26 protein-coding genes, 4 tRNA genes and 1 riboswitch are annotated in these 25,764 nt (G+C 40.9%); of the genes, 9 read left to right on the forward strand and 21 right to left on the reverse strand.

Annotated elements, in window-relative coordinates:
* Nucleotides 1-104 precede the first annotated feature (104 nt).
* Together lipB and CRO21_RS08795 are read right to left on the reverse strand one after the other, a co-directional pair.
* Nucleotides 105-770 carry a lipoyl(octanoyl) transferase LipB gene (gene lipB / locus CRO21_RS08790; RefSeq protein ID WP_097078961.1) on the reverse strand — a complete coding sequence of 222 codons (666 nt, stop codon included), beginning with the start codon at nucleotides 768-770 and terminating at the stop codon, nucleotides 105-107.
* 80 nt (nucleotides 771-850) lie between these two features.
* On the reverse strand, nucleotides 851-1,429 hold the full coding sequence (locus tag CRO21_RS08795) for a TetR family transcriptional regulator (protein ID WP_097078962.1): 579 nt from the start codon (nucleotides 1,427-1,429) through the stop codon (nucleotides 851-853).
* A gap of 128 nt (nucleotides 1,430-1,557) precedes the next feature.
* Between CRO21_RS08795 and CRO21_RS08800 the strand changes: the two genes are divergently transcribed.
* On the forward strand, nucleotides 1,558-3,063 hold the full coding sequence (locus CRO21_RS08800; protein ID WP_097078963.1) for a SmvA family efflux MFS transporter: 1,506 nt from the start codon (nucleotides 1,558-1,560) through the stop codon (nucleotides 3,061-3,063).
* A gap of 424 nt (nucleotides 3,064-3,487) precedes the next feature.
* Here CRO21_RS08800 and CRO21_RS08810 read toward each other — a convergent pair whose 3' ends face one another.
* Together CRO21_RS08810 and rpoD are read right to left on the reverse strand one after the other, a co-directional pair.
* A complete protein-coding gene (locus tag CRO21_RS08810; protein WP_097078965.1) occupies nucleotides 3,488-3,775 on the reverse strand; it encodes a YbeD family protein in 288 nt (95 codons plus the stop codon).
* A 108-nt stretch (nucleotides 3,776-3,883) separates the two neighbouring features.
* Nucleotides 3,884-5,776 carry an RNA polymerase sigma factor RpoD gene (gene rpoD / locus CRO21_RS08815; RefSeq protein ID WP_097078966.1) on the reverse strand — a complete coding sequence of 631 codons (1,893 nt, stop codon included), beginning with the start codon at nucleotides 5,774-5,776 and terminating at the stop codon, nucleotides 3,884-3,886.
* Between the two features lie 378 nt (nucleotides 5,777-6,154).
* Between rpoD and CRO21_RS08820 the strand changes: the two genes are divergently transcribed.
* The 3 genes from CRO21_RS08820 (at nucleotide 6,155) to gltS (ending at nucleotide 8,489) form a co-directional block, all read left to right on the forward strand.
* Nucleotides 6,155-6,364: a PA3496 family putative envelope integrity protein gene (locus CRO21_RS08820; protein WP_087621791.1), complete on the forward strand. Its 210-nt coding sequence runs from the start codon at nucleotides 6,155-6,157 to the stop codon at nucleotides 6,362-6,364.
* A gap of 48 nt (nucleotides 6,365-6,412) precedes the next feature.
* The gene (locus tag CRO21_RS08825) at nucleotides 6,413-6,940 is read left to right on the forward strand and encodes a YecA/YgfB family protein (protein WP_097079213.1); all 528 of its coding nucleotides are present in this window, start codon (nucleotides 6,413-6,415) and stop codon (nucleotides 6,938-6,940) included.
* Between the two features lie 319 nt (nucleotides 6,941-7,259).
* Complete coding sequence (gene gltS / locus CRO21_RS08830; RefSeq protein WP_097078967.1) at nucleotides 7,260-8,489, forward strand: sodium/glutamate symporter; 1,230 nt, start codon at nucleotides 7,260-7,262, stop codon at nucleotides 8,487-8,489.
* Nucleotides 8,490-8,539: 50 nt separating this feature from the next.
* Here the strand turns inward: gltS and CRO21_RS08835 are convergent, their stop codons facing one another.
* Entirely contained in the window at nucleotides 8,540-9,151 is a 612-nt protein-coding gene (locus CRO21_RS08835) for a DedA family protein (RefSeq protein WP_097078968.1), read from the reverse strand.
* An 87-nt stretch (nucleotides 9,152-9,238) separates the two neighbouring features.
* Nucleotides 9,239-9,901: a thiopurine S-methyltransferase gene (tmpT, locus tag CRO21_RS08840; RefSeq protein ID WP_097078969.1), complete on the reverse strand. Its 663-nt coding sequence runs from the start codon at nucleotides 9,899-9,901 to the stop codon at nucleotides 9,239-9,241.
* Between the two features lie 75 nt (nucleotides 9,902-9,976).
* On the opposite strand from tmpT, the gene CRO21_RS08845 reads away from it, so the two are divergent.
* The gene (locus CRO21_RS08845; protein WP_097078970.1) at nucleotides 9,977-10,360 is read left to right on the forward strand and encodes a MerR family transcriptional regulator; all 384 of its coding nucleotides are present in this window, start codon (nucleotides 9,977-9,979) and stop codon (nucleotides 10,358-10,360) included.
* 64 nt (nucleotides 10,361-10,424) lie between these two features.
* Here the strand turns inward: CRO21_RS08845 and trhO are convergent, their stop codons facing one another.
* Nucleotides 10,425-11,360: an oxygen-dependent tRNA uridine(34) hydroxylase TrhO gene (gene trhO / locus CRO21_RS08850; protein WP_097078971.1), complete on the reverse strand. Its 936-nt coding sequence runs from the start codon at nucleotides 11,358-11,360 to the stop codon at nucleotides 10,425-10,427.
* A gap of 140 nt (nucleotides 11,361-11,500) precedes the next feature.
* On the opposite strand from trhO, the gene CRO21_RS08855 reads away from it, so the two are divergent.
* Nucleotides 11,501-11,986: a DUF1289 domain-containing protein gene (locus tag CRO21_RS08855; RefSeq protein WP_378234998.1), complete on the forward strand. Its 486-nt coding sequence runs from the start codon at nucleotides 11,501-11,503 to the stop codon at nucleotides 11,984-11,986.
* 29 nt (nucleotides 11,987-12,015) lie between these two features.
* Here the strand turns inward: CRO21_RS08855 and ribB are convergent, their stop codons facing one another.
* Nucleotides 12,016-12,675 carry a 3,4-dihydroxy-2-butanone-4-phosphate synthase gene (gene ribB, locus CRO21_RS08860; protein ID WP_097078973.1) on the reverse strand — a complete coding sequence of 220 codons (660 nt, stop codon included), beginning with the start codon at nucleotides 12,673-12,675 and terminating at the stop codon, nucleotides 12,016-12,018.
* 91 nt (nucleotides 12,676-12,766) lie between these two features.
* Nucleotides 12,767-12,902: riboswitch (FMN riboswitch) on the reverse strand.
* 160 nt (nucleotides 12,903-13,062) lie between these two features.
* Between ribB and CRO21_RS08865 the strand changes: the two genes are divergently transcribed.
* Entirely contained in the window at nucleotides 13,063-13,590 is a 528-nt protein-coding gene (locus CRO21_RS08865; protein ID WP_097078974.1) for a PadR family transcriptional regulator, read from the forward strand.
* Nucleotides 13,591-13,623: 33 nt separating this feature from the next.
* Entirely contained in the window at nucleotides 13,624-14,451 is an 828-nt protein-coding gene (locus CRO21_RS08870) for a siderophore-interacting protein (protein ID WP_213064414.1), read from the forward strand.
* 75 nt (nucleotides 14,452-14,526) lie between these two features.
* Here the strand turns inward: CRO21_RS08870 and panD are convergent, their stop codons facing one another.
* The 11 genes from panD to CRO21_RS08925 all read right to left on the reverse strand — a co-directional run bounded on the left by panD (nucleotide 14,527) and on the right by CRO21_RS08925 (nucleotide 21,212).
* Nucleotides 14,527-14,907, reverse strand: a complete 381-nt coding sequence (gene panD / locus CRO21_RS08875; RefSeq protein WP_097078975.1) for an aspartate 1-decarboxylase — start codon at nucleotides 14,905-14,907, stop codon at nucleotides 14,527-14,529.
* A gap of 113 nt (nucleotides 14,908-15,020) precedes the next feature.
* The gene (gene pth / locus CRO21_RS08880; protein ID WP_097078976.1) at nucleotides 15,021-15,611 is read right to left on the reverse strand and encodes an aminoacyl-tRNA hydrolase; all 591 of its coding nucleotides are present in this window, start codon (nucleotides 15,609-15,611) and stop codon (nucleotides 15,021-15,023) included.
* Nucleotides 15,612-15,618: 7 nt separating this feature from the next.
* The gene (locus tag CRO21_RS08885; protein ID WP_097078977.1) at nucleotides 15,619-16,257 is read right to left on the reverse strand and encodes a 50S ribosomal protein L25/general stress protein Ctc; all 639 of its coding nucleotides are present in this window, start codon (nucleotides 16,255-16,257) and stop codon (nucleotides 15,619-15,621) included.
* A 99-nt stretch (nucleotides 16,258-16,356) separates the two neighbouring features.
* Nucleotides 16,357-17,310 (reverse strand): ribose-phosphate pyrophosphokinase, encoded by a 954-nt coding sequence (locus tag CRO21_RS08890; RefSeq protein WP_097078978.1) that lies wholly within the window; start codon nucleotides 17,308-17,310, stop codon nucleotides 16,357-16,359.
* A 272-nt stretch (nucleotides 17,311-17,582) separates the two neighbouring features.
* Nucleotides 17,583-17,657 (reverse strand) — tRNA-Gln (locus tag CRO21_RS08895).
* A 113-nt stretch (nucleotides 17,658-17,770) separates the two neighbouring features.
* Nucleotides 17,771-17,845: transfer RNA gene (locus CRO21_RS08900), tRNA-Gln, on the reverse strand.
* A gap of 20 nt (nucleotides 17,846-17,865) precedes the next feature.
* A tRNA-Gln gene (locus CRO21_RS08905) sits at nucleotides 17,866-17,940 on the reverse strand.
* 21 nt (nucleotides 17,941-17,961) lie between these two features.
* Nucleotides 17,962-18,036 (reverse strand) — tRNA-Gln (locus CRO21_RS08910).
* Complete coding sequence (ispE, locus tag CRO21_RS08915; protein ID WP_097078979.1) at nucleotides 18,035-18,877, reverse strand: 4-(cytidine 5'-diphospho)-2-C-methyl-D-erythritol kinase; 843 nt, start codon at nucleotides 18,875-18,877, stop codon at nucleotides 18,035-18,037. The genes CRO21_RS08910 and ispE overlap by 2 nt, the downstream gene beginning before the upstream one ends.
* A gap of 1 nt (nucleotide 18,878) precedes the next feature.
* Nucleotides 18,879-19,448 carry a lipoprotein insertase outer membrane protein LolB gene (gene lolB, locus CRO21_RS08920; RefSeq protein ID WP_097079215.1) on the reverse strand — a complete coding sequence of 190 codons (570 nt, stop codon included), beginning with the start codon at nucleotides 19,446-19,448 and terminating at the stop codon, nucleotides 18,879-18,881.
* Nucleotides 19,449-19,466: 18 nt separating this feature from the next.
* Nucleotides 19,467-21,212: a tetratricopeptide repeat protein gene (locus CRO21_RS08925; protein WP_097079216.1), complete on the reverse strand. Its 1,746-nt coding sequence runs from the start codon at nucleotides 21,210-21,212 to the stop codon at nucleotides 19,467-19,469.
* Between the two features lie 78 nt (nucleotides 21,213-21,290).
* Between CRO21_RS08925 and hemA the strand changes: the two genes are divergently transcribed.
* On the forward strand, nucleotides 21,291-22,586 hold the full coding sequence (gene hemA, locus CRO21_RS08930) for a glutamyl-tRNA reductase (protein ID WP_097078980.1): 1,296 nt from the start codon (nucleotides 21,291-21,293) through the stop codon (nucleotides 22,584-22,586).
* Between the two features lie 68 nt (nucleotides 22,587-22,654).
* On the opposite strand, the gene CRO21_RS08935 is transcribed toward hemA, so the two are convergent.
* Together CRO21_RS08935 and CRO21_RS08940 are read right to left on the reverse strand one after the other, a co-directional pair.
* The gene (locus tag CRO21_RS08935; RefSeq protein ID WP_097078981.1) at nucleotides 22,655-24,523 is read right to left on the reverse strand and encodes a DNA primase; all 1,869 of its coding nucleotides are present in this window, start codon (nucleotides 24,521-24,523) and stop codon (nucleotides 22,655-22,657) included.
* A 90-nt stretch (nucleotides 24,524-24,613) separates the two neighbouring features.
* Nucleotides 24,614-25,759: an outer membrane protein assembly factor BamD gene (locus tag CRO21_RS08940; protein WP_097078982.1), complete on the reverse strand. Its 1,146-nt coding sequence runs from the start codon at nucleotides 25,757-25,759 to the stop codon at nucleotides 24,614-24,616.
* Nucleotides 25,760-25,764 lie beyond the last annotated feature (5 nt).

Raw genomic sequence — 25,764 nt, forward strand, 5'->3', positions numbered from 1 at the left:
TTTTACAGATTTTGTAGAGATCACATGCCTATCCTTGTTCATGTAAAAACAATTAAGATTAGAGTAATTACTCTAAGTGTGTTTTCCCTAGAACGCAAGTGCTTTTAATGAATTTGTGTGTCAATTTTTGCAAAAATATCTTGTTGTTCAATAAACTTCCGGGCGAGATCACAGACTTGTAAAAAAGTAGGTGTTGGCTGCACTAGATCAGATAGTCTGACCATTTCCAGACCTGCATAACCACAAGGATTAATGCTGTGAAAGCCATCCAGAGCACAATCTATATTTAATGCCAGACCGTGATAACTACGACCACGACGGATTTTAAAGCCCAATGAACCAATTTTTCGTTGATCAACATAGACGCCTGGTGCATCTTTTTTGGTATAGGCATTGATGCCATATTGTTGCAAAATCCAGAGCATCATGTTTTCGGCAAAATCCACCAGATCGCGCACATGCCATTTCAGGCGGTTAAGATCAAACAGAAAGTAGGCCACCAGTTGACCCGGGCCATGCCAAGTCACTTGACCACCACGATCGGTATGTACCACAGGAATATTGGTTGGAATTAGAATATGTTCTGCTTTACCGGCCTGTCCTTGGGTCAGGGTCGAAGGATGTTGTAATAACCAGAGTTGATCAATACTTTGTTCATCACGGTTGAAGGTAAATTCCTTCATGGCTTCAAATTTTTCAGTGTAATCTTGTAATTGCTCAAATGTATGAATGATTAATTGTGGTTGAATCAATGGTGCAACATTGCTCATAGCGTCCTAATCCAAAAAATTAAGTGATATATAAAAATCATATCACTTTCCGGAGTGTAATTTGGGGCAGAATAAATCACTTAGAATAATTCTGCTTTTATTATAATTTGAGTATGACGAGTGAAGTCTTGTTCATTCAAACCTTGTAATCCTAATTTATAAATACCATCTAAGCCACAAACAAATGCGATCAGTCGCCAAGCAATATCTTCGCTTGGATGATCTTTTTTAAATATATTTTGATCTTGTCCTTGCTGAATGACCTGTTGAATCGATTGGTGCCATTCCTGCATGGCTTGGTTATAGGCATTATTTAATTCTGCATCATGTTTTGCCGATATTTCTGCTTCATTCCACAGCCTAAAATAAGGTTGGGCATATTCTAAATTTATACAGCCGAGTAACAATAATAAATGTTCAATGGAATCTTGAGTTTCCATAGTATTTGCAATCTTATCTAACTGCTGCATCAAGCATAGAAATACTTCTGCTTTGAGATGGGAGGATGAGGAGAAGTGGTGATGAATTTGCCCTACGGATATTTGGGCTTCATTTGCGATTTTACGCACGGTCATTGCAGCTAGACCTTCAGATAGAGCAATTTTTTTCGCTGCATCTAAAATGCTTTCTCGTCTTTGTTCACGGTTAAGATAGCTCATAAGATCTGATATTTCATTTATGGGATAGAGGAATAAATTCAATTTACAGAATAACCTAAAAAATAAATTGGACAAATGTTCAACTTTGGCTAAAATTTAATTTGAACGTTTGTCCAGTTTGGTGTGTTATGTTTCGTAAGTGGTTGATTTTAGCAATTGTGATTTTGATTTATCTTCCTGTGGCGATGGATGCGACCATATTACATGTGGCTGCACCGACGTTAAGTGAAGCACTGGCTTTATCCAATAAAGAATTGCTCTGGATTATTGATATTTACTCCCTAGTCATGGCTGGCTTGATTTTGCCTATGGGAGCATTGGGCGATCGTATTGGATTCAAACGATTGATGATCATTGGTAGTACTTTATTTGGTATCGCATCAGTTTTTGCTGCGTTCTCTGATTCCGCAATGAGTTTAATCGGCTCTCGTGCTTTGCTTGCTGTTGGTGCGGCGATGATTATTCCGGCTACATTATCAGCCATTCGTAATACCTTTCTGGAAGAAAAACAGCGTAATTTTGCATTAGGAATATGGGCAACAGTCGGCGGTGGAGGTGCAGCATTTGGTCCTTTATTAGGAGGAGCAATTTTGGGACATTTCCATTGGGGTGCTGTTTTTTTAATTAATATCCCTGTGATTATACTTGTTTTGCTGATGACAATATTTTTTGTACCCAAGCAAAAAGTTCAAACCACGCAGAACTTAAATTTGCTACAGGCTTTACTTCTTGTCATTGCAATTCTCAGTATTATTTATGCATTAAAAACTGGAATCACAGCGTTTAATTGGATAAGTAGTACAATATTTGTGGTCGGTTTTGCGTTGTTAGTTGGATTTATTCAAAATCAGTTCCGTTCAGCATCTCCAATGATTGATTTTCATTTATTTAAAAATCGCTTTATTTCTACCGGAATAATTATGGCCATTGTGGCAATGATGGCATTGGTCGGATTTGAGCTTTTGATTTCTCAAGAATTGCAATTTGTTTATGGCTATACAGCACTTGAAGCTGGGTTGTTTGTTTTACCATTTATGCTTGCTATTAGCTGTGGTGGACCGATTGCGAGTGTTTTAGTGAATAAATTTGGTCTTAGAAGAATTGCAACAACCGGCATATTATTGAGCGGTCTAAGTATGTTTGGCTTGGCGCATACCGACTTTGCTTCGGCGCAATTGCAGGCATGGGGGATGATGATTTTACTTGGTATAAGTGTGCAAATTGCTTTGTTGTCGTCAACCGCAGCAATTATGTCATCTGTTTCGCCTGACAAAGCAGCTGCGGCAGGGGCGATAGAAGGAATGGCTTATGAGTTAGGAGCAGGTTTTGGGGTGGCATTTTTTGGTCTCATGCTATCTTGGTTTTATATGCAGTCTATTATCATTCCAAGCGATTTACCCCAAGCACTGATACCCGCAGTAAGTAGCTCAATTGGTGAAGCAATGTATGTTGCAAATGATATGGATACCTCATTAGCAACACAAATTCAGGACAATGCCAAGGCTGCATTTACCTTATCACATCGTCAGGTACTAAATACTTCAGGCATTTTATTGATGATTTTAGCTGCTTATGTTTGGTTAAGGCTGCCTAATCAGTATGGAAAAGATCGCGTTGTGGAGAACTTAGGTTAAATATTTATCGGTAGAGGTATTGGCAATATATCGAAGCGTAAAGCGAGTATTATATTCACTTTACGTCTACTGATGTTTGCATGTCTGTTCTTTTTAATTTTTTATATTTGACATGATAATATAAGAGCTGGAGAAGATTTAATATCACCAGAAGTACTGCAATTCCAATAATAACAGGAAAGTCCTGAGCACTTTGTAAACCTATAAAATAATAAATAATCAGAAACATGAAGACAGGTTGTAAGATTGATGTAATGAATAAACTACGACGCTTAGTTTCTAAACGTTTTAGCTGCTGTGAAGTAGATAGATTATTCATGGTTGCTTTTTTTAATATAATAGGGTCAAAACATAATATGAATCGCTTATATCGTGTTTAAAATATTAAAGCTCCTACGTGGAGGAGCTTTAAATCATCTCAGCTTTATAGTGCAGTTTTGATATGTGGACAAGCGGCCAAATCTGCATAGAGGGAATGTACCTGTTCTAGTTCTTCAAAACGCAATTGCGCAGTAATCGAATGGTATTTGCCTGAACTTGAAGGCTGAGTTTTAAGCGTCGCTTCATCAAATTCTGGAAAATGTTTGACCAAAATATCAATGACAGCAAGACGTAAATCATCGCCTGCATTGCCAATTAATTTGATCGGATAGTCCATAGGGAATACCCAAAGATGTTCTTGTAACTCACGAGATGGTGTGCGGTCTGTCATGATATTCCCCTAGCTGAAACGCCTGCGTGAGGCAGGCGTTTTTATGTTTCTTTTCATTTAATGGGGTTGAACGATCATATTTCAATACCCCATCGGCATGATGCCCATTTAGTCATTCTCAAGGAATGAACGTAAATGTTCCGAACGGGAAGGGTGGCGTAACTTACGTAATGCCTTGGCTTCAATCTGACGAATACGCTCACGTGTTACATCAAACTGTTTGCCGACTTCTTCCAAAGTATGATCGGTTGGCATATCAATACCAAAACGCATTTTTAATACTTTCGCTTCACGCTCAGTCAGGTTTTCCAATACTTCACGAGTTGCTTCACGCAGACCTTCTGAAGTCGCTGCATCAACCGGCGAGGTGATGTTTTGATCTTCAATAAAATCTCCAAGATGCGAATCTTCATCATCACCAATCGGTGTTTCCATCGAAATTGGTTCTTTGGCGATTTTTAACACTTTACGGATTTTGACTTCGTCCATTTCCAAACGTTCGCCCAGTTCCTCAGGTGTCGGTTCACGGCCCATTTCCTGTAAAAGCTGACGCTGTACACGGTTGATCTTGTTGATGGTTTCAATCATATGCACTGGAATACGAATGGTTCGTGCCTGATCGGCAATCGAACGGGTGATCGCCTGACGAATCCACCATGTCGCATAGGTCGAAAATTTATAACCACGGCGATATTCAAATTTATCTACCGCTTTCATCAAGCCAATGTTACCTTCCTGAATCAAATCAAGGAATTGTAAGCCACGGTTGGTATATTTTTTGGCAATCGAAATCACCAGACGCAAGTTGGCTTCAACCATTTCTTTTTTGGCACGGCGTGCTTTGGCTTCACCAATTGCCATACGTTTGGAAATATCTTTGATTTCTTTAACACTCAGACCCAGCTCGTTTTCAATTTCGCCAATTTTTTGCTGGAAAGCTAAAATATCTGGACGAACTTTTTCAAGATGGGCTTTGATATTGCTATCGACCACATTGATCTGTTCTTCAATCCAGGCCTGATTGGATTCATTGCCCGGGAAAGTGTTACGGAACAGATCACGACTCATACGCCCACGACGCATACTGTAGCGCATGATTTCTTTTTCGTTAAAGCGGATTTGATCATGAGTGCCGCGAATCATTTCAGACACCAAATCAAATAAACGAGGTGTTAGCTTAAACATCATAAAGATGGAAGCCATTGCTTCAAGTTGTGCCTTACCTTCCGCACTGTTACGACCATGTTTGGCTAAGACGTCTTTGGTTTGGTTCCAGATGTTTTCTAATTCGTTAAAACGTTGTCTGGCAATTTCAGGATCCGGACCAGATTCACCTTCAGAATCACTGTCATCGGAAGATTCTTCTTCTTCCTCTTCATCATCGTCGAGTTTCACTTCTTTGGTTGATTTGCTTGAAGTGTCATCATCATCTTCCGGTACTTCATCTTCAAGCACTTCTGGAATTTCTTCTGTTGATTCCAGATCAAGATAACCAGATAAAACATCGGCCAAACGACGTTGTGGTTCATCTGCCAGAGTTTCTTTATATTCGTTTAATACGACTTCTACGGTATTTGGCCAGTAAGCAATCGCATGTAAAACATCGCGAATCCCGTCTTCAATTCGCTTGGCAATACTGATTTCGCCTTCACGGGTTAACAGTTCAACTGTACCCATTTCACGCATATACATCCGCACAGGATCGGTGGTACGACCTGGCTCACTTTCTACTGATGCCAAAACTGCCGCAGCTTCTTCTGCTGCAACTTCATCACCAGCATCTGGTGAGTCTTCTAACATCATGTCATCAGATTCGGGAGCGCGCTCGTGAACCGGAATGCCGACGTCATTAAGCATTTGAATAATATCTTCAATCTGCTCACTTTCGGTAATCGAGTCCGGGAGATGATCGTTAACCTCAGCGTAAGTTAAATAACCCTGCTCCTTGCCTCGGCTAATTAATGCCGCAACTTGAGAGGTCGGGGAATGCATATCGCTCATCTTAGCTCACTCTTATTTTGAATCTATGATCGTGAAACAGTGCATCATAGCACAAAAACCACTGTTGTAATTTTACAATGGCGGTTTTATGCAGAAAAAATTTGCACCATATGCCTAAAAACCCGGTATTTGACTAGGTTAGTAATTCGTTGATCCTTGCAATATTGGGATAAAGTTTTAAATTTCAAGTTTAAATGATATTGGAATCGGATAAATCCGTTAGGACTGCGAAATTTGAACTAATGGTAAAAAAACCTGCTTGTAACATAGGGGATTAATCTTATAAAAAACAGTGAATTAATATTTAGTGCTTGACAATTCCATTTGGCACAGATAAATAGCGCCTAACGCTCTCATTTTTTATTTGGGGTAATTTGCGTGGCGAGTTCTCAAGATTTTGAATTAGATGATAACTTTTCTGATGATGATACGCAGTTTGATGAAACTGCAAGTAAAATCAGTGCAAAGGAGTCATTGGAAAAACGTCGATTGATTGATGATCTTTTAGCAGAGCGTCGTTTACAGCGCGAGTTAAAAGAATTTGATTATGATTTCGATGACGACGATCTGGACGATGATGAAGATTAATTCGTTGTTCAAATTGGGTAGTGATGTTTTTGTTGGATGGGCAATGGTATGGCAGCATTAGATTTAGACAAGTTAAGTGATTACTTGGATGGTGAGGATAACGAATTTGGTTTAGATTTTGCTGCTACACATGGTTTTTTATGTGCAGTTGCGGTAGGTCCGACACTAACAAATTGGTTGTCTTTATTATTTGATGAGCAGGACAAACAAGTTCCCAAGCAGGTGATTGAACAAATCGAGCTTTGGCTCGCAGATATTCAGCAAACACTGGCGAACGAAGAGTTGATCGAATTTCCCTTTGAAATTGAAGAAGCGGATGTCGATTCAAGTCTGGGCGATTGGAGTGTAGGTTTTGTGGATGCGATGTTTCTTAACGAAGAAGCATGGTTTGTGCCCGAATTAGAAGAGAATCTGGTTGAGTTGACTTTGCCGATCATGGTATTTAGTGGCATTGATGAAGAAGATCCACAAATGGAGTCCTTCCGCCGCAATGGCCAACTGATGGATGATCTTGCACAGGAAATTCCGGATAATTTAACTGAGATCTATCTGCTTTATCATGCACCAAGTGCCTGATTTTTAATTTTCTCAAAGTAAGAGTAATCCTGTTTCGGCTTGTTAAATCGATTGTTTGAGTCATCATTTCAAACATTGTATTGTTCTTCGTCAAGCTGCAAACTTATGGGATTACTCTTTTCTTTTTTCCATTATGATAAATAAATTTGTGACGATAGGGGATTTATCAGGTATTATCTCCCGTCTTTAATTTTGCCCGATCTGATTGCTTGGGTACTATCGGTTATTCTAATCACAAGCCATATCTTTAGATTAGTACATTTTTAATCATTTATGTATGATCTTCAATATAAATGAATGCATATAATAGGAGTGTTGGATGGAATATATTCTAAATCCTACTTTTAGTTTAATGCTTGCGGTTTTGGTTCTTTATACAGGACGCATCTTAAACAAAAAAATCCCTTTTCTGACAAAATATAATATTCCCGAGCCTGTCGCAGGCGGCTTGATTGGCGCGATTATCTTTTTTATATTGCATAATTATTTTGGATATACCATTTCTGTAAATAAATTGATGCAAGATACATTCATGTTAATGTTTTTTGCATCAATTGGTTTAAGTGCAAATTTTGCCAAATTGCGCGAAGGCGGCAAACCACTGGTCATTTTCCTGGTTGCGATTTCTGCATTTGTTGTGGTGCAAAATGGTGTGGGTATGATCGTGGCAAAAGCTGTTGGTTTGGAACCGTTGATGGGTGTCGTTGCCGGATCAATTGCACTGATTGGTGGTTTGGGTACAGCAGGTGCTTGGGGACCAATCTTTGAAACCAAATACGGTATCGAAGGTGCGTTACCCATGGGGATTGCCAGTGCTACTTTTGGTATGGTGATTGGTGGTTTGATGGGTGGTCCTTTGGCCAGATATCTGATTCGTAAGCATCATCTTGCTTCGCCTATCAATCAGCAAAAAGAGCAGGACAGTAATAGTCAGGCATCGACTGAACCAGAATATATTTTTGAACAACCCAAACGCGTTCGGTTGATTACCTCAGACAATGCGATTTCAACTTTGGGTATGTTTGCTTTTGCGCTGGCGTTTGCCAATATTATGCGTGATTTAACGGTGGATACAGTATTTGAGTTGCCGACTTTTGTCTGGGCTTTAGGTGGCGGCATTATTATTCGTAATGTTCTGGAAACTGTATTTAAACGTCAAATTTTTGATCGTGCAATTGATGTATTTGGTAATACAGCTTTGGCATTATTCTTGGCAATGGCACTGGTGTCCTTAAAATTATGGCAGTTGACTGATTTGGCTCTGCCAATGATTATCTTATTGATTGCACAAACTGTTGCAATGTGGCTTTTTGCTGTCTATGTAACATTTAAGGTCATGGGTAGTAATTACGATTCAGCTGTATTGGGTGCGGGCTTATGTGGTTTTGGTATGGGCGGAACAGCCAATGCCATTGCCAATATGCAGGCCATTACCAATATGTATGGCCCATCGCATAAAGCCTTTTTGATTGTACCTTTGGTCGGTGCATTCTTTATCGATCTGGTCAATGTGGTGGTGATTCAGGCTTTTCTTAAAATATTTGGTTAATTAGAAAATAAGTATGGCAGATTCAATGGATAGCATTGAATTTGCCATTTTTAATGGTGTTTTTTAGCAAACTTTTTATATAAAAATAGCATTAAATAAGCAATAAATCCTATTAAGATCAACAAGCCAGCCTTGTTTAATACACTTTGCATCAGTACCTGATTTTCACCGAAATAAAATCCTATACAGGCTAAAAATGTCGTCCAGATCAGTGTGCCGATACTACTGTACAGTATGAATTTTCCAAAAGGCATACCACTGATTCCAGCCGGAATACTAATCAGGGAACGAATTGCTGGAATCATCCGGCCAAAAAATACAATACGATGACCATATTGCTCGAACCAATGCAATGCCTTGCTGACATCTGTGGATTTAATAAACAGATATTTGCCATAACGATCAACCCAATTGAACAGAACAGACTTAGGGATTTTTCGTCCAATCCAGTACAACACTGCCGCAGCGAGTATTGAGCCGATACTACCGGCAATAATCACACCGAACAATTGTAGTTGCCCCTGTGAGGCAGTATAACCAGCCGAGGGCATAATGATTTCTGAGGGAATGGGTGGAAAAATATTATCCAGAAACATCAGCAGGGCAATACCAAAATAACCCAGTTGTTCCATGATATTTAAGACCCACTCTTTTAAATCCATGCTATATATTTGATGTTGATAAGGGATTAGAAGTTTGCAAAAGAAATATGATAAATACCAGATGTTTTAGGTTATTTTGTTTTGACATCATTGATGCTGTTTTGGCATCAGTTGCCAGATATTTTCATCAATTGTCCCTTGATCCTTAAACTTTTCTGCCAGTTTATCTTCGATTAGCGTATATCGCTGTAACAAGGTAATCTCATAGCTGGGCTGATAATGTTGCAGAATTTCATGCTCAGATACTGCAAAGGGTGGGCCTGCGTAAAGCTGTTGGGGATAATCATAGCTAATTAATAGCTGGGGCGCAGCTTGCGTGAGTTGAATTAAATGTTGTGTGTACTTTTTGCGCATATCTAAAGGCAGCGCCACGAGAGCAGCCCGATCATAAATGGCATCAACTTGATCTAATTGATTCTGTTGTAAATCAAAGATATTCCCGACATACACATCCAGATGTTCTGCCTGATAATAGTGTAACTGATCTTGTAAAGTTATCTGATAGGGAATATCAAGTTCGCTAAACAGCTGTTCAATCGCAAGCGAACATAGTTCTATGGCACAAACCCGATACCCTTGTGCCAGTAACCATGAGATATCCAGAGTTTTACCGCATAAAGGCACAAAGATACGTGCATGTTTAGGTAACTCAAAATTTTTAATATATTGAATGAGGTAAGGATTAACTCGTGCCTGATGAAAACCTATCTGATGGTTTTGCCAGCGTTGTTGCCAAAATTCAGTATCCATATAAATTCCATATTGAAATGCTCATAAATGAAGCTAGACTGACAGTGTACAAGTTAAAGTCGGCTTTAAGTCAAGATGCAAGAGATTACTATTTCACAATTGGCCAAACACACAGGATTGAGTAGTTCAACTCTGCGCTATTATGAAAATCAAGGTTTGATTCAGGCGATTGGGCATCATGGATTACAACGGGTTTTCCATCATACGGTATTTATGCAGTTAAAATTGATTGGTTTTGCCAAAAAAGCAGGGTTTAATCTGCAAGAAATCAAAATCATGTTGCAAAATAAGCAAAATCCCATCAATAAAGAAAAATTAGCATCAAAAGCCGATGAGATAGATCAAATGATTGTCGAACTGGATATTTTAGGCCGTACATTACGTCATGTTGCCAATTGTCCTCATGATAATCTGATAGACTGTGAGAAATTTCAGGCGATTCTTAATTCAATAAAATAAATACCATAAATATAAAAATGCCATAGATGAGCTATGGCATGGAAAATACTGCTAGATATATAGATTATAGACGTTTACGTTTTGCTGAGATGATTTGTGCCTGACGCATACGGAAACCTTGTTTTTGTTTTTCAGTGGTTTTGTCAATGCAATGAATACAGGAAACGCCATGTTCATAACTTGGCAAGGCTTGTTCTTCTGGTGTGACAGGCCAACCACAGGCATGACATTTTTCATGAATGCCTTCTTGAACACCATGTGTAACCGCAGTACGACCATCAAAAACAAAACATTCACCTTCCCACAGGCTTTTTTCTGGTGGGGTTTCTTCAAGATATTTTAAAATACCGCCTTTAAGATGATAAACCTCTTTAAAACCTTCCTGTAAAAGGAGGGAAGTCGATTTTTCACAGCGAATACCTCCCGTACAGAACATAGCAACTTTTTTATCTTTTTTATCTGCCAATTGTTGACGTACATAGTCCGGAAATTCACGGAAAGTTTCAGTTTTCGGGTCAATCGCCCCTTTAAATGTGCCTGCTTTATATTCGTAGTCATTACGGGTATCAATCAGAATCACATCGTCTTGCGCAATTAAGTCGTTCCATTCTTCCGGATTTAAATAATGACCCACCAAATCACGGGGTTTGACCTCTACACCCAAGGTTACAATTTCTTGTTTCAGTTTGATTTTCATTTTACGAAATGGTTTATCATGGCTGAAAGATTCTTTATATTCCATCGCCGTGAAACCTTCATCAATCAAAAATTGATGAATAGTGTCAATCGCTTGTTGATCGCCTGCAACTGTGCCGTTAATCCCTTCACCTGCTACAATCAGCGTGCCGCACAAATTAATCGTTTTCACAAGATCAAGCAGGCGTTGTTGTAAATCTGCCGGATCTGAAACTTCACGAAATTGATAAAGTGCTGCCACAACCCACTGGTTGTCGGTCGCTTGTGCTGCGACAGGTGCAAGCTGTTCTACAGTAGCGTTCATGGGATTAACTCCGAGATAAGGTTAGTTATTAGGTTGATAAAAAAAATCAGTGCGCTATTCTAGCGAATTATGAAAGATAAAGCGATAAAACCCTATACAAAATATGGGTTATAGAGATAGGTTGCTGCATGTCAAATATGATCATCAAAACACACACGCTTAGCGCACTGACACCTTGTGCTGGGCGCTGCTCAACCGTTTTTGGTGATAGTGTCTGTCGCGGCTGTCGGCGATTCAATCACGAAGTCATTAATTGGAATCGTTATACCGCCGAAGAAAAAGCTGCGGTTTGGCAGCGTTTAGATGCACAGTTGGATCAAATTCTGGTGCCGATGTTGCCTGAGTATAACTTGATTAAGATTATGCATTTTTTACAGCATAAGCGGATTCGGGTCATGCCCAATGCAAGTTTGGGACGTAAGTTATATCATGCCTTAAAGTTATGTGAAAAAATGCCAACTTGTGCAGAAGAAAGTGGTTTGGGTTTAACACAGCAACAAATTAAACCCACATGGAAAGCATTTGAAAATCGTGTGCTGGCATTGGCACAGGCCAGTTATGAACTGGCCTGGTTACGCGCGAGTTTTATTCATCACAACATCAACGAATTTGATGACGATGAATAAAATGGCAAGAGGATGAAAAGACGTGTTGATCAAACATTATTGCTTAAGCGATAACTGACAATTTCTTCAATGGTTAATACTGTCAACTGATGAGTTTGTGCATAAGACAGCACTTGTAGCCCCTTCGCCATAGAACCATCAAAATTGGTTAATTCAACCAGTACACCGGCAGGTTTTAATCCTGCCAGTCTTGCCAGGTCGACACTGGCTTCGGTATGACCCCGACGTGTCAGCAAGCCACCTGTGCGTGCCCTTAACGGAAATACATGACCCGGACAGTTTAAATCTGAAGCAACCGCACCGTCTTTAATCGCAGCTTTAATCGTTGTGGTTCGATCCTGTGCAGAAACACCAGTGGTTACCCCTTCTTTGGCTTCAATGGTAATGGTAAATGCGGTCTGGAATTGACTGGAGTTGTGTTCCACCATCGGACGAAGTTCCAAATGATTGGCCAGTTGTTCAGTTAGACAAAGACAAACAATACCAGAACCATCACGGATCATTTGTGCCATAGTCGGTACAGTAAGGGTTTCGGCAGCAATGATCAGATCGGCTTCATTTTCACGATCAAAATCATCCATCACCACGACAGGTTTGCCCGCTTTAAGATCAAGCAAGGCTTGTGCAATGCGTTGTTCGATAGGCGCAAGTGCAGCATAAAAAAATTCGGCAGGAAGTAAACTAGACATAATGAAACGCTCTCGTAAAACATACGTGGGAACATTTCAGGACATATTAAGAAAAGCAGGCGTATTCCAACAATACCAAAGATTATTAGAGAAATGTCTTCTTTCATCCGGACTATACCGTCGGCTTTGGATTTACACCAAATCTGCAATTTAAAAAATCGCTCGTGGGCTTTTGCAAGATGCAATTTACCACCGGTGAGGAATTACACCTCGCCCTGAAGATAAGATTATTTTAGTCTTATCAAGTGAAAATGCAATCTAAAATCAAATCTAATAAATGAAAATTTTAGATATGCTTATCTGAATAGTTTGTAAAATTTTTATTAAAAATATTGCAAAGAAAATAATTTAGATATATCTTTTTTATATCTGGAAAGGATTTTTCATATGAAATCATCTGAAGAAAATGACTTTGGCACAGCGCGTATCAAGAAACAACGCGGTTTTGGTCATGGTGGTTTACGATTGATTTTGTTGCACTTGTTACAACAAAAAGCGCAGCATGGATATGAATTGATGAATGGAGTTGAAGCATTAAGCTTTGGCTTATATCGACCCAGTGCGGGCGTTATTTATCCCGCACTGAATCAACTGGTTGATGAGCAATTGTTGGTGAAACTTGAACCTGCACCGGATATAGAACAAGAGCAGCCTGGAACACATGCAAAAAATAAAGTGTTTTATCAAATTACTGCATTGGGACAGGAAGAATATCAACACAATGCCACACACATACAGCATATTCTGGATCGCGTAAAAAAAAGAGCGACTCGGCCACTAGTTGTTGTGCGTGCCATTGAAAATCTTAGATTTGCTATACATTTGAAACTGGAACAAGAAAATTTAACTGCACAACAGGCACAACAGTTGGCAGATATTCTGGATCAAACTGTACGACAAATTGACCAAATTTAATCAAACAGCATGACCCATGTTGTCGGAGTAACCATGAATCAGCAAACATTGATGGAACAGCGTAAAGCCTATCGAGTACGTCACGAATTAAAATTTAGAACCATTACTGTGAGTGAGGTGCAATTATTATCACCTACACTTAAAAGAATTGTTTTTACTGGCGAGAGCCTAAAAGATTTTGTCAGTGCGAGCTTTGATGATCATATTAAAATGTTTTTCTATGCCGATCCAGAACATGCGGTTGTGATTCCGACATTTTCAGAGCGTGGGCTAGAATTTCCCAATCCGGAAGATAAGCCTGTGGCAAGAGATTATACCCCTCGATATTTTGATGCAGATCAGGGCACATTAACCATTGATTTTGTCTTGCATGATACCGGTTATGCAACCCGTTGGGCCAAGCAGGCCAAAGTCGGTCAACAATTGGGAATAGGGGGACCAAGAGGATCAATGGTTCAGCCGCTTGCTTTTGACCACTATGTATTGATTGGTGATGATACTGCAATACCTGCAATTGCTCGTCGTCTGCAAGAATTACCAACAACAAGTCATGCGCATGTCTGGATTGAGGTAGAAAGCGAGCAAGACCAGATTACATTGCTTAGTGCTGCACAGACACAAATTCACTGGTTATACCGTAATGGTCAGGACGCTGGACAAGCAGATGGATTCGTTGCTGCCTTGGCACAGTATCAGTTCCCGGCGCAGGATTTTCATACATGGATTGCCGCAGAAACCCATGTGGCCAGACAGTTAAGAAAAGAAATGCTGGAACAGCACGGTGCGCAAAAACAGTGGACTAAGGCAAGTGGCTACTGGAAAAAGGGAAATCCCGGTGCGCATGATTCAATTGAAGATTAACTGATGATTAAAAATGAAAAAACATCTTCTGCATAAAGAAGATGTTTTTTTTGATAAAATTTTTATGAAATTGGTTTAGGCAACCTGTACCGGAATGCAATTTGCAGTATGGTTTACGGTATTGTTTGGATTTGCATACACGAGGCGAGGCTGATGTGCCGCCGCTTCTTTTTCATCGAACAAACCAAAAGTTGCAATAATGACCAGATCACCAATTTCAGCTTGATGTGCTGCACCACCATTGACGGAGATAATGCCGGAATCATCTTCACCACGAATGGCATAAGTGGTAAAACGCTTGCCGTTGGTGACATTCCAGACATGGATTTCTTCGTATTCACGAATACCAGCCAGATCCATCAGTGTGCCATCAATTGCACATGAGCCTTCATAATGTAGCTCGGCCTGAGTGACCACTGCACGATGGATTTTGCATTTTAATAAGCGAGATTGCATGGGAATACTCCTCAGTAAAATCTCATGACGACGACATCATGAGCTGCTACAACCTTTCAGTTGTGCATTTTGCAATTTTTGATAGTGGAATACAAGTTGATTTGGTCATTCGCCTAGATTTTGAATGCATTAATGGCATTCATCGCCTGAGCAACATCTCCGTTGATGAGCGCTTTAGTTTGTGCCAAGGCATGATCAATCGCATGATCAATCAGAGTTTGTTCAGCACTGGGTGCTTTACTCAAGACATGACCTGATACTCGCTCTTTGCTACCCGGATGACCGATACCAATGCGTAAACGTAAAAAATCTGCACCGAGATGGGGGACAATATCTTTTAAACCATTATGTCCACCGTGCCCACCGCCATTTTTAAGACGAATGACACCAGGATTCATATCTAACTCATCGTGTGCAATAAGAATATTTTGGGTTGGAATTTGATAGAACTTGGCAAAGGGAACAACACTTTGACCAGAACGATTCATATAGGTGAGCGGAAGTAATAAACGGACATCACGTCCTTCAATTTGACCTCGCCCGGAAATCGCATGATATTTGCTGTCATTTTTGAGTTGAATATTATAGCGATCGGCCAACTGTTCAACATACCAAAAACCAGCATTATGTCGGGTTTGGGCATATTCCGCACCCGGATTGCCCAAACCGACAATGAGCGACAGCGATTGATCACGATCACTCATCAAAGGATTACTCGCCTTTGTCTTCTTCAGCAGCAGCTTCAGGCGCCGCTTCTTCTTCTTCAGCTTCCGCTTTAACGACAGTGATAGACGCAACTGTTAAGTCATGACCTTCACCTTGAAGTGCAGTTAAAGTTACACCTTTTGGCAATTTGATGTCAGACAGGTGAATCACATCACCAACGTCCAAATCTGCCAAATCAACAGTGATTGATTCAGGTAAATCGGCTGGAAGTACAGAAACTTCAACTTCAGCTGCGTTGATTGATACAACACCACCTGCTTTAACGCCTTTGGCTTCTTCTTGATTTTCGAAGTGCAAAGGAACATTTACAGTGATTGCTTCACCCGCTTTTACACGTAAAAAGTCTGCGTGTAACGGTGTGTTTTTGGAAGGGTGACGTTGTAATGCTTTGATAATCACACTTTCTTTTTTACCGTCTAAGTTAATTTCAACGATAGAAGAGAAGAATGCTTCGCTTTCAAGCACTTTAACAACTTCACGTAATTCCAGCGTGATAGATGCTGGTTCTTGGTCTGCACCATAAATGATAGCAGGAATTTTAGCTTCACGACGAAGGCGGCGGCTCGCACCTTTCCCTTCTTGCTCAGCGATACGAACGCTAGCATTTAATACAAAATTGCTCATGAGAATACCTCAAAAGTTTAAAGAAACCGCTAAGTTTGCGACCAGCTTAGCGAATAAAAACCCTATGAATCGACATCCATAGGGTTCGAAAGTGCAATATTATAGATAACTATCGAACATTGCGCTAATAGATTCTTCATTATTTATACGACGAATTGTTTCTGCAACCATCGAAGAGACCGAAACCTGACGTATTTTACCTAAATCTAGTGCAGCTTGAGACAGTGGAATGGTATCTGTCACCACCAACTCATCAATCACCGAATTACGAAGATTTTCGATGGCTTTACCAGATAGCACCGGATGCGTTGCATATGCCAGTACACGACGTGCACCAAATTGCTTTAAGGCATCGGCTGCTTTACATAATGTACCGGCCGTATCCACCATATCATCGACAATGACACAATCACGGTCTTTTACATCACCAATCAGGTGCATCACTTGTGATTCATTGGCTTTTTGACGACGTTTGTCGATAATGGCAAGGTCGATATCACCCATTTGTTTGGCAACTGCACGAGCACGTACCACACCACCTACGTCTGGAGAAACCACCATCAGATTGTCGTGGTGTTGTTGGCGTAAGTCTGCCAGTAACACTGGTGTACCGTAGATGTTATCCACCGGAATATCGAAGAAACCTTGAATCTGGTCGGCATGGAGGTCGATCATCACCACACGGTCAATCCCGACGGTGGTCAGCATATCTGCAACCACTTTTGCGGTAATGGGTACACGGGCAGAACGTGGACGACGATCCTGACGAGCATAGCCAAAATATGGAATAACAGCGGTAATACGACCTGCGCTTGAACGGCGCAGCGCATCGGCCATCACCAAAATTTCCATCAAATTGTCATTGGTTGGCGCACAGGTTGATTGTACGATAAATACATCTTTACCACGAACATTCTCGGTAATTTCAACAGCGATTTCGCCATCAGAAAAACGATTGACAGCGGCAGAACCTAAAGGGATATGTAAGTGGCTAACAACTTTGTGGGCTAATTGTGGATGAGCATTTCCACTAAATACGACAAGATTGGGCATGTAACACCTGAGCGAGGATTAAGCGAAGCACTGCTTCGCCCGAGCGCAAGGGAAAAATCTGTGATTTTTCCGACGAGGATTAAGTAATACATTACTTTTCCAGACCTTAAATCCGTAATTTTTCCCTTTAAAGATCAAGCAAATTATGTTTTTGCCGAACGCAAGGGAAAGATTTGTGATTTTTCCGATGAGGATTAAGCAATATGCAACTTTGTCCGAGCATAAAATCTATGATTTTTTCAACGGTAATTTAAAAAACATACTATGGAAATTGGCAGGGGCGGCTGGATTCGAACCAACGGATGCCGAGATCAAAACCCGGTGCCTTACCACTTGGCGACGCCCCTAATGGGTGTGAACTTTAATAGGTAATCTACGATTTGTCAACAATAGAATACAATAAAAGTTTTATGGGATTTTTTCAAACTGTTGAATTATCTGAATTAATTTTGCGGGTAATTGGCAGGGGCGGCTGGATTCGAACCAACGGATGCCGAGATCAAAACCCGGTGCCTTACCACTTGGCGACGCCCCTAAATAGAACTTATAAGATAATGGCAGGGGCGGCTGGATTCGAACCAACGGATGCCGAGATCAAAACCCGGTGCCTTACCACTTGGCGACGCCCCTAAATAGAACTTATAAGATTAATGGCAGGGGCGGCTGGATTCGAACCAACGGATGCCGAGATCAAAACCCGGTGCCTTACCACTTGGCGACGCCCCTACAACGATTGTACAATATCAAGTACAGGTGAGCTTGTTAAACTATTGGCAACATACCCGGTGTATGGTGCATGAGTCAACATTACATCTGTATCTGCATCACAATCTATCTCAACAAAAACACAAGCCCCTGTACCTGTCAATCTTGCTTTGCCGTATTGATTTAAATACTGAAAAGCTTGCTCAACCTCTGGATATAATGTTCGGGCAATTGCTTCGAAGTTATTGCCAAAATCACTTGGGTTTTGTTGATAGGCGGCAAATTTAGTTGGCTTTGAATTTCTTGTCAATAATTTTTGTGAAAATAATGATTGAGTGCTGATAAAACAGTCAGGTTTCAAGATCAAATAGCGTTTCTTAGGTAAATCTGTGATGGGTGTAATGATTTCCCCGATTCCTTCAGCCCATGCATTTTGTCCATAAATAAAAATAGGGACATCGGCACCGAGTTGAATAGCAAGATCAAGTAATTGTGGCTGATCAAGCTCGCATTGCCATAATTTGTTCAGCACCAGCAAGGTGGTTGCGGCGTTGGACGATCCACCACCGAGTCCTGCACCCATAGGAATATGTTTTTCAAGCGTAATACTGCAACCTTGCGCCGTTTTTCGGTAAGATAATAATAATTGCGCGGCACGATAGATTAAATTGTGCTGCTGCTCGACCTGCTGTAAGCCTTTAACGTCAATATGATCTTGAATGGTACATTCAAAACTGAGGTAATCATATAAATCGATCAGGGCAAAAATGGTTTGTAATTCATGGTAACCATCTTGCCTGCGACCAGTGATGTGTAAAAACAGATTAAGTTTTGCCGGTGAAGGTATGCGAATCGGGTTCATATCAATTGCGGGTTTGAATCGTCAAGGTCACACGATTTTGCTGTGCATCATCAATTAAGACAAGTTTATTTGGCAATTTTTGTTGATCTGAATAACTTAGGCTTGCAGACCAGCCACCTTCCTGAATATTTTCAATACGTCCCGCAGCATCTTTTTGAACTTCAGCATTTTTGCTGGCAGGTTCGGCATTGATCCATGAAATCAGATAGGTAATGGGGGCTTGCCAGCCGGTTGCCTTGAATAGTAATTCTTCCGGTGTTTCGGCTTGGATTGTGCCTGTTTTGCTGCTGGTCAAGGTGACATCGCCAACTTGTCCGCGAATACTGGTCTGCCCAATACCCAGCGCACCAGTGAGGTCAATGGCAAACTGATCGCCAACTTGAGTCCAACCATAAAATGCCGAACCATTTTGCTGTGGTGTTCGTACACCGATTTTACCGGTAATTTTAAATTGCTGTGCTGTTTGCTGTTGGGATGTAATTTTGCTTGGGCTTTGCATGGTCTGACAACCCGTTAAGGCAAGACCAAGGCTGATGGCAGTACAAAAAAACAGTGTAGGTTTTAACTTCATAGACATAGACTTAAACTGCTAAGAGGGTTGAAGATGCGGATTTGGCACCAGAAGGTGTAGCAATTGCGCCACTTCTTCTGAATCCGGATATTGATTGTGGAGGGTTTCACAGATTTGAGCAAAATATTCGATATCACCATGCATATATAATGCCTTGGCATAACGTACACCGATAGACAGATTAGGCGACAAAGCATAGGCTTCAGCCAGTGCTTTTACTGCAAGATCAAAGTCATTCTGTAAAAATGCAATATAACCCAGTGTATCTAAAATAGATGCTTGCTGCGGTGCATAACTCAAGGCTTGTTCGGCATACTTTCTGGCGACATCAAGTTTGCGGTTCTGACGTGCCAGTGTATAAGCGTAGGCATTTAGAAAGGTTGGACTGTTCGGTTCGATTTCCAGTAGTTTATTTAAGGCATTATCCAGCGCATCACGATCGGTAAATGGATCATACAACAGCACTTGTGCATAAATGAGTTCCGGATCCTCAGGCATTTGCTGGATCGCTTCATTTAACAAGGTGATTGCCCGCTGGTTTTCGCCCATCATTTGTAAAATTTGTGCCTGTAATTGATAGAGGAAACTGGCTTGATGCGGATGGCTAACACGTTCCTGTGTGAGCAAACGAATGGCATCGGCTGGACGTTGTTGTTCAAGATAAATAGAGACCAGATTTTTTCTGGATACGGTATAAAAATTGCCATCAACGGCTTTGTATAGCTCAATGGCAAGCGTATCATCTTTTTTACGTTCGGCATTGACTGCCAGATAATAATTGGCCTGATCCTGATATACGTTTGAATACTGTAATTGTTTAAGATATTTTTCAGCTTGACTGAATTGTTGCAGATCAATACTGGTAATCCCAGCAAGAAATAATATTTGTTCGTTATTTGGCCATTTTTTTAACATGCGTTTCAGTTTTTTGAGCGCATCTTCAGTTTTGTTTTGTCTGATTAAATGTTGTACTTCATAAAGTCCGACATCCGGCGCTTTTTGATAACGGCTACTATGATCCAGCCATTTAAAGGCATCATCATTTTGATTGGCGGCAAAATACAAATTGGCTTTCAGAATCACAAAACTCGGTACATTCGGCCGTTTACGCAGCGCAAGATTGACTTTTTTGAGTGCACTTTCAAATTGGCCACTTTGTGCTTCAAGACCGGCGATCATCACCAGAACAGAAGGATGTTCTTTCTTGTTGATTTGATTGAGCGCCTGTAAAAGTGCCTGTCGGGCTTCGGTTGATTCAGGATAAATCCCTTCCAGAATTCCTTCTAGATCGGCATTTGGATCGATCTGTAAAATGCGGTCCAGTGTTTTTGCAGCCAGACCATATTGATGTGCTCTCAAGGACAAGTGCGCCAGATAAAACATGGCAGGTACATCATCAGGATAATGTTCTACCCAGAGTCTGGAAATATTGAGTGCCGTATCAATATCGTCAAATTCCAATGCAATATTCAAAGCACGTTCATTGATATTGGGCAGATTATAATTTTCGACCAGATACTGATAGCTATTGAGGGTTTGATTAATATTTCCTTGACTGAGTGCAAATTCAGCAATAAATACCGGTAAAAATGCGCTATGATTCGTTTCGTTCTTTGCTTGATGAGTGGTTGTTGTGATACCTGTTGTTGTAATCGGTGTTACGGCATAAATTTGAGACGCGTAAGCAATGCTTCCTAAAAGAAGGAATGTGATAGAATGGCAAGTTGCAGGTAACTGCAATATTTTTCTGGATTTTATCCGCATTAATTTTAAATTTTGAGTCATGGTTGTTTAAACATATATGCGTCTTTGTATCATACCTTTTCTAATTGATGAAGTACTATGGGTTTCTTGGCTTTAGGTGTCAATCATCATACGGCTTCTGTCGAAATGCGTGAAAAAATTGCTTTTAACACAGAGCGATTGCTGACGCTATTTGAACAAACCAAACAAAATCAAAATCTTAATAATATGGTTGTGGTTTCAACCTGTAATCGTACCGAAGTTTATGCACTCACCGAACATCCAGACGATGTACTGCACTGGATCGCCCAGTCTAACGGAATTGATGTAAACACTCTGTTAAGACATGTTTATCATTATGAAAATGTGCAGGCAATGACGCATCTGATGCGTGTCGCCAGTGGTCTGGATTCCCTGATGCTGGGTGAACCACAAATTCTGGGACAAATTAAAAGTGCACTTGCTTTAGCCAAAACATCGGATAATGTCTCGCTACAGCTCAATCGCTTATTTGAATATGCATTCTATGCAGCCAAAAAAGTCCGTACCGAAACTGCGGTAGGCGAGCATGCCATCTCGATGGGCTATGCGGTGGCACAGCTTGCAGCGCAAGTGTTTAGCCATGTTTCACAACTTACGGTGATGATCGTTGCCGCAGGCGAAATGAATACCTTGGTGGCAAAGCATCTGGCCGAGATGGGGGTCGCAAAAATGTTGATTTGTAATCGTACCCGAGCCAAGGCAGAGCATTTGGCACAGGAGCTTGGCACGCGAGTAGATGTAGAAGTCATTGATTTTGATCAACTCGATGCCAATCTGGCACGTGCTGATGTGGTGTCCAGTTGTACCGGGAGTTTGCATCAAGTGATCCATTATGCTGCGGTCAAACAGGCTTTAAAACAGCGTAAATATCAACCCATGTTACTCGTGGATCTGGCAGTACCCCGCGATATTGATTCAAAAGTCGAGCAGCTTGATAGTGTTTATCTTTATGGCATCGATGATTTGCAGGCAGTAATTGACGAAAACTTATCACAACGTCGGCAGGCGGCACTTGATGCGGAAGTGCTGGTTTCACAGCTGGCATCTCAATTCGTGATTCACGAAAAAGTACAGCAAGCGGGTGAGGAAATTCAGCATTATCGTGATTATGCCGAGCAACAACGAATTAGGGAACTGGAATTTGCCTTGCAGCAACTGAAACAGGGTGCAGATGCCGAGCAATTATTGACACAATTATCCCATCGTTTAAGCGATAAAATGCTGCATATTCCCTCAAAATTATTTCGTGAAGCCGCCAAAGCTGAAGATCCAGCCCATTATGAATGGTTAAAAGACACCGTGCAGTCGATAGAAGCGCATTCCCGTGAAGCGAAGAAAAATAAATATGAATGAGATTGTATGTTCATTCCTAATCAATAAACAGATTGCGATTTAACCAAAGTCCTGTGTTTGCAATAGCATCAGTTGGTATTTTTAATCACTGTATTACTTAATTGCTTGGTAATTTGATGCAGTTGCTGCATCAGGTTCTTTGACTCTTGTACCGAAGATGGTTTTTTAATTTTTTGTTTTAAGTATTTATATTTTAAAGAAATAAATAATGATTGCGCATGATTGTCCAGTTCTTCAGGGTTTTCGATCTGTAAATCATTCAGGTCAATTGAATTGAGTATGGCTAGAAGCTGTTGTTGCAATTCATAACAGGCACCTAAAGCAAAATAACGGCTGAGTTCAACCTCTTTAGGCAATTGATCATAAACTTGATTCAGGGTATCTAGCAATTGGCGCAGTAAACCGTTTTGTGGTATGAATGCGCGCAGCGTTTCAAATTGTGGAAACAACACAGGATAATGCAGCAATAGAGCAATTAATAAGGCATTTCGATCAACACGGTTAAAACTTAAATCCTTGTCCTGTAATGCCTGATCAAAGCGTTTGCGCCCAAATCCTAAGCGTTCACGGAAAGATTGCGAGAGCAGATATTTGTATGAGCCATTGGGCAATTGATTGCTTAAATTGCGTAACTCTGCCATCACCATGCCTTTACCTTCGGGATGGCTGACATCAAATTGCTTGGTCAACTGGGCAAATAAATAATCGGAAAGTAACGGTGCTTTACTCAATAATTGCTGGAATTGCTCTAAGCCAATTTGACGCATTAAGGAGTCGGGGTCATGCTGTTCGGGTAAAATAAAAAAGCGTAATTCCCGACCATCCTGGAGCAAGGGCAGAGCAATTTCCAATGTACGCCATGCTGCTTTTTGTCCGGCACTGTCTCCGTCAAAAGCCAAAGTCAGACGTGGGCTTTGTTTAAATAATATATTGAGATGTTCGCTATTACTGGCAGTTCCCAAAGTCGCGACAGCACCACTAATCCCGGCCTGATGCAAGGCAATTACATCCATATAACCTTCAACCATCAGCCAGTCATTGGCTTTGGATTTTCGCCCTTCATATAAACCATAGAGCAATTGGTTTTTATGGAAAATTTCCGAATCCGGCGAGTTGATATATTTGGGTTTGATTTCGTCATTGAGCGCCCGACCACCAAAACCGACCACGCGACCCTTACTGTCCCGAATCGGAAAAATCACCCGATCACGTAGCAAATTAAAGGTTTTGCCATGTTCATTTTCACGAATCAGACCGACCAGTTTTAAGCCTTCGATATCTTGAGGGAAGGCCTGTTCCAGATGTTGCCAATCACTGGGCGCATAGCCTAACCGCCATTGCTGAATGGTATTTTCATTTAATGCACGGTTATGGAAATAATTTTGTGCATGTGCAGCATTGCCGAGTTGCTGTTGATAATAAAGCGTGACTTGCTCAAGCAGATCATACAAACTAACTTCTTCATTATTTGCGCTACCACTAAAATCTTCAATGAAATACTGTTCCAAATCATGATGATCATTTTCTGGTGGCAGATTAAACGGGTCACTTTCCGGAATGGTCGGCGGATTTTGTTCAGAAGATTGGGGTGCGGAAATCGGTTTTTGCTGACGCTGATAGGTGGCCTTTTTGACATTGAAGTCATCTTTGGGCAATTCGATGCCGGCATTTTGTGCCAAATCCTTAATCACATCAATAAAGCTGCGACCTTCCAATTCCATCAAGAATTTAATGGCATTACCATTGGCCTGACAGCCAAAGCAATGATAATAGGCTTTGTCCCGATAAACATGGAATGAAGGTGTTTTTTCCTGATGAAACGGACAACAGCCAGAATAGGTTCTACCTGTTTTTTTGAGTTTTACCCGTTGTCCGATCAAGTCGACAATATCAACGCGATCCAGAATCTGGTCAATGGTATGCTGAGGAATTGCCATATGAAAATTTGCTTGCCCTAAAAGTTATTGAGCATCCTAAAGATGCTCAACAATATAATATATTAACCGATTTTTTAAAGCTTGCCTGCTTTAGTTATCCTGTGGTGAGGAGTTATCAGGTAGGGCAAGGTTAATTCGGGGTTTTCTTTCTTCAATGATGTTAGAAAGTTTTTGTGGTGGGGTGGTACTTTCTTCATTGTCGATTTGTGGCGCAGTCGGTGCAGTCAACGTAACGACATCGCTATTTTCTGTGGCTTGCCCGGTGTGATCAGTTTCGTTGTCCTGACCATCCAACAAACCAAAGCTCAAACGATTTAACCAGCTTTTTTGTGTTGTGTCTTCATTATTAACAACGATTTCACCATCTTTAACTACGGCATGGTCAGAAGAGCGGCCTAAAATACCGAGCGTTAATTTGTTCAGTAAACTACCTTGGTTACGTGCAGCACGAAGATCAACTTCACCATTACGTTTCAATAGTTGTGGATAATTGGCTTTTAACAGTTCGGTATATTGCTGCGCCGATTGTTTGTCGCCTAGCTGATCATAAGCATAGGCCAGTGTAGCAATCGCTTCTGGTGTTTGGGGGGCTTGTGGATAATATTCCAGAACCCAGCGTGCGCGTTGTATCGCTGCCACCCAAGCTTTACGCTGAAGATTGTAGCGGGCAATATTCATTTCACTTTCGGAAAGTTCTCCACCGATAAATTTCATACGTTCGGCAGCATCTACAGCATATTTACTGCTTGGGAAGCGGCGAATAAAATCGGCAAAATTCTGATAAGCAACTTTTAAATAACTGGTATCACGATGCGCTTGTTTTAAAGAGGTATAGCGCAGTAAGCCATCGTAGTTCTGTTCCATATTGGACACACCACGTAAATAATAAGCATAATCTACTTGCGGATGTTGTGGATTCAGACGAATAAAACGTTCTGCCAGTGCAATTGCACCGGGATAATCTGCCTGTTTAAAACGTGTGTACATCAGATCCAGTTGCGCTTGCTGGGTATATTGTCCGGTTGGGAAATAGGTGTCCAGTGCTTCGAGCTGTTTGCTTGCTTCACTGTATTGCCCTTTATCCAATGCTTTTACAGCATTTTGATAATATGCCTGCTCACTAGACTGAGGACCTGCATCGGTGACTTTTTTTGGATTGCTGCTACATCCCACCATTACAGAAGCGATGCCTATGGATAAAGACAGCACTAAAATATTAAAACGCGGTAGCGACATAAAAA

It is taken from the genome of Acinetobacter puyangensis (assembly GCF_900096995.1).
Taxonomy (GTDB): Bacteria; Pseudomonadota; Gammaproteobacteria; order Pseudomonadales; family Moraxellaceae; genus Acinetobacter; species Acinetobacter puyangensis.